This window comes from Frankia sp. AgKG'84/4 (genome assembly GCF_023242965.2).
Classification (GTDB): Bacteria; Actinomycetota; Actinomycetes; order Frankiales; family Frankiaceae; genus Frankia.
The window spans coordinates 1-4,306 of sequence record NZ_JALKFU020000463.1 but is presented as its reverse complement, the minus strand read 5'-3'; the positions used below and the strand labels follow the sequence as shown (position 1 = coordinate 4,306).

General features: G+C 75.0%; 3 protein-coding genes. 1 reads left to right on the top strand and 2 read right to left on the bottom strand.

Features of this window, described 5'->3' with window-relative positions:
- Nucleotides 1–191: 191 nt before the first annotated feature.
- Nucleotides 192–899, top strand: coding sequence for an ACT domain-containing protein (locus MXD58_RS21305; protein ID WP_248840910.1), 708 nt, complete (start codon nucleotides 192–194; stop codon nucleotides 897–899).
- A 22-nt stretch (nucleotides 900–921) separates the two neighbouring features.
- Here MXD58_RS21305 and ligA read toward each other — a convergent pair whose 3' ends face one another.
- Entirely contained in the window at nucleotides 922–3,180 is a 2,259-nt protein-coding gene (gene ligA, locus MXD58_RS21300) for an NAD-dependent DNA ligase LigA (protein WP_248840911.1), read from the bottom strand.
- Nucleotides 3,177–4,217: a methionine synthase gene (locus MXD58_RS21295; RefSeq protein WP_374616452.1), complete on the bottom strand. Its 1,041-nt coding sequence runs from the start codon at nucleotides 4,215–4,217 to the stop codon at nucleotides 3,177–3,179. The genes ligA and MXD58_RS21295 overlap by 4 nt, the downstream gene beginning before the upstream one ends.
- Nucleotides 4,218–4,306 lie beyond the last annotated feature (89 nt).

Below are 4,306 nucleotides of genomic sequence, written 5' to 3'. Positions count from 1 at the left end.
GCCGAGCGCGGCGCGGCCGCCGAACCGCCGGCCGCCGCGGGGATGCCCATTGACACGGGCCCGGTCGGCGGCGCCGCGCCGTCCCCGCCGACCGCCGGTCAGGTCTGCTTCTCCGTGCGTTCGCAGGTCGCAGCGGCGCTCCGTCATCTCGGTGTGACCGCTCAGCCATGCAGCGGACACACTCTTTGTGCATGCTCAGCTACATGTCGCACCTGATGCGGGTGGTGTTACCGGACCGCCCGGGGACCCTCGGCGCGGTCGCCACCGCCCTGGGCGCCGCCGCCATCGACATCCTCAGCGTCACCGTCGTGGAGCGCGGACCCGTCGGTGCGGTGGACGACCTGCTCGTCGTGCTGCCGCCGGGCGGGCTGGCCGACCGGGCGCTGAGCGCCGCGCAGTCGGTGCCCGGGGTCGTCGTCGAGTCGCTGCGGCCCTTCCTCGCCGACGGCGGCGGGGTGGCGGACGACCTCGACCTCGTCGACGCGTTGACCGACCAGCCGCGCGACGCCGTCGCGACACTGACCGAACTCGCGCCCTGCGTGTTCAACGCCGACTGGGCCGTGCTGCTGGAACACGTCGACGAAGGCGACGTGCGGATCCGGGAGACCTCCGTCGGCGCGCCTGCGCTCGGCGGCGACGATCTCGGCGTGCCCGAGCGACTCCGGCTGACCCCGCCCTGGCTGCCGCTGGACCGGGCGCGGTCCGTCGACGCCGGCGAGGGCGGCCTGCCGCCGCGCTGGCAGGCGATGAGCATGCCCCTGGCCGCCGCGCCGGTCGGGCGTGACCGGCTGGTGATCCTGCTCGGCCGGCCCGGCGGGCCCGTCTTCCGCGGCACCGAGATCAGCCGCCTGGCCCACCTCGCCGGCATCGCCGCGAGCCTGACCGGACCGTCCCAGTAGCGGGGAGCGGCCTGGGACCCGGTCAGGGACCGGCGGTGGAACCGTCTCCCGCCTGTTGGGCCCGCGACGCGCCCTTCGCCGACGCGTCGGGGGCCGACGCGTCGGGCGCCGACTGGTCAGCCACGGTGGTCGCGACCTCGCGGGCGGCGTCCGCGCCGCGCTCCAGCAGCACCACGAAGCCGGCCTCGTCCAGCACCGGTACGCCCAGGCTGCGCGCCTTGTCGTACTTGGCCGCGCCGGGATCGGCGCCGATGACGACGAACGCCGTCTTCCTGCTCACCGAACCGGTGACCTTCCCGCCGCGGGCCTGGACCGCCTCGGTCGCGCGGTCGCGGCTCCACTCGGCCAGCGTGCCGGTGACGACCACGGACAGACCGTCCAGCGGGCGGGGACCCTCGTCGGCCCCCGCGTCGGCGAGACAGGCGCCGCCGGCGGCGATGCGGGCCACGATGTCACGGTTCCGCTCGTCGGCAAACCAGTCGACGACGGCGCGCGCGATCGTCGGACCGACGCCCTCGACAGCGGCGAGTGTCTCGGCGGGGGCGGCGGCGATCGCGTCCAGCGAACGCAGCTCCCGGGCCAGCCCCTGGGCCGCGGCGGGCCCGACATGGCGGATGGACAGGCCGACCAGCAGCCGCCACAGCGGGCGCTGCCGGGCCACCTCCACCCCGCCGAGGATCTTCTCGATCTTCTTCTGGCCGAAGCCGCGCAGCCCCTCGAACGACTCCGCACTCAGGTGGAACACGTCGCCGATGTCGTGCACCCGGCCGGCTTCGAGCAGGGCGATCGCCGTCTCGTACCCGAGCCCGTCGATGTCGAGGGCGCCCCGGGAGGCCAGGTGGAAGATCGATTCGCGCAGCTGCGCCGGGCAGCCGTAGGTGTTCGGGCAGCGGATGTCGACCTCGCCCTCGGGGCGCACGAGCTCGGTGCGGCACTCCGGGCAGTGGGTGGGCATGACGAATGCCCGCTCGCTGCCGTCACGCAGGTCGACGACGGGGCCGACGATCTCCGGGATGACGTCGCCGGCCTTGCGCAGCACGACCATGTCCCCGATGAGGACGCCCTTGCGCCCCACCTCGTCGATGTTGTGCAGGGTGGCGAGCCCGACCGTGGAGCCGGCGACCAGCACCGGTTCCAGCTCGCCGAACGGGGTGACCCGGCCGGTGCGCCCGACGTTGACCCGGATGGCGCGCAGCCGGGTGGTCACCTCCTCCGGCGGGTACTTGAACGCCACCGCCCAGCGCGGCGCCTTCGATGTCGAGCCCGCCCGGCGCTGCAACGCGAACGCGTCGACCTTGACGACCACGCCGTCGATCTCGTGCTCGACGTCATGGCGGGACTGGCCCCAGCGGTGGATGTAGCCCAGCACGTCGGGCACGGACGCGAGCACCTCGAAGTGCGTGGACACCGGCAGGCCGTACTCGGCGAACCGGGCGTAGGCGGCCGACTGGGCGGTCGCGTCGAACCCGCGATGCGCGCCGAGCCCGTGAACGATCATGTCGAGCGGCCGGCCGGCGGTGACCCGCGGGTCCTTCTGACGCAGCGAGCCCGCCGCGGCGTTGCGGGGGTTCGCGAACGGCTTGCTGCCGGCCTCGACGAGCGAGGCGTTGAGCTCGGTGAACCGCGCGGTGGGGAAGAAGACCTCGCCGCGCACCTCGAGCAGTTCGGGCACGCCTGCGCCGCGCAGCCGGGTCGGCACGCTCGCCAGCGTGCGGACGTTCGGGGTGATGTCCTCCCCGGTCCGTCCGTCACCGCGGGTGGCCGCGCGCACCAACCGGCCGGACTCGTAGACGAGGTCCACCGCGAGCCCGTCGATCTTGAGCTCGCACAGCCACGCGTCGATCCCGCTCTCCCGGGCCGCCCGCGCCGCCCACTGGTGGAACTCGTCGTCGTCGAAGACGTTGTCGAGCGACAGCAACCGCTCCAGATGCTCCACCGGGGTGAACAGGGTGGAGTAGGAGCCGGCGACCTTCTGCGTCGGCGAGTCCGGCGTGCGCAGGTCGGGGTGGCGCTCCTCCAGCGCGGAGAGCTCCCGCATCAGCCGGTCGTACTCGGCATCGGCGACCGTCGGCGAGTCCAGCACGTAATAGCGGTACGCGTGCTCGTCGAGCTCTCGGGCGAGCTCGGCGGCCCGCGCGCGATCCCCCGCGGACGCCTCCGCGATGCCCTCGGGCGGCGCCTGAGCGCTGGCGCCCGCCGGCAGGTCGTCGCCGTCGGCCGCGCCTGTCCCGGCGGGGTCCGGCGCAGGCTCGTCGCGCGGGGCGTCCACGGAGGTGCTCATCGCGGCGAGTCCACCAGCACCTGGGCCGCGCGGCGGCAGTGTCGCAGGATCGCCACGGCGTCCTGCGCGCCGAATCCGGCCAGGCCACACGCGGGTGACACGGCGACCACCTCCCCAAGCTGCTCGGGCGGGAACCCGAGCCGGTTCCACAGTGTTCTGACCGGCTCGACGGTACGACGGACGTCCGACAGATCCGGGGTGCCGCCGGCGGTGGGGACGAGCCCGGCGATCAGCCGGCCGCCGGTGTCCACGAACTCGCCGATGGCGTCGTCGGCGTCGCGCAGCAACTCGGCGTCCACCCCGGCGAAGTCCATCCCGGCCGCGCGCAGCGCCGCCAGCGGCACGTCGGGGGCGCAGCAGTGCACCCCGACCGCCGTGACCGAGGGCACCGCCCGCGCCGCCGCGGCGATCTCCCGCAGCCGAGCCACGACCACGCCCTCCTCGACGGCGCGCACCACCGAGAAACCGCTGGGGGTGCGCACGTGGCCGGCGAGGACCGCTGGCAGCGATGGCTCGTCGAGCTGGACTACCAGGCGCGCCCCCGGTACCCGGCGGGCCAGGTCGGCGAGGTGCTGGGCCAGGCCCGCGGCCAGCGCCTCGCCGATGTCGCGGGTCGCCCCGGGGTCGGACAGCGCCTTGTGCCCGCGCGGCAGCTCCACCTGCGCGGCGAGCGTCCACGCGCCGGCGACCGCGACCTTCAGCGGACCCTCGTAGCCCGCGCCGATCTCCACCAGCGTGTCCAGGTCGTGCACGAGGAAGTCACGGGCGCGGCGCAGGTCCAGGCCGGGCCGGGGCACCAGCCGCCAGCCCGAGGGCTGCAGGTCGACCGGCAGGTCCAGCAGGATCGCGGCGCCCCGGCCGATCATGGCCGCGCCCGGGCCGCGGGCCGGCAGCTCCGGCAGGAACGGAAAGTCCGCCAGCTCGCCGAACACCAGCTTCTGGGCTTCGACGGGGTCGGTTCCAGGCAGCGAGCCGACGCCGGTGGCGGCCCCCGCCGACCAGGGCGCCACCGCCGCGGCGGAGCCGCTCACCCACACCCCGCACGCACATAGAGCTTCATGGCGCCATTCTGGCCGACATCGGCCCCGCCCGGCCGGCGGCACCGGCGCCGTCCGCGCGCCGAACC

Coding starts and splice junctions, on each gene's coding strand:
- MXD58_RS21305 (WP_248840910.1), top strand. CDS start 192: ATGCTCAGCTACATGTCGCACCTGATGCGGGTGGTGTTACCGGACCGC.
- ligA (WP_248840911.1), bottom strand. CDS start 3,180: ATGAGCACCTCCGTGGACGCCCCGCGCGACGAGCCTGCGCCGGACCCC.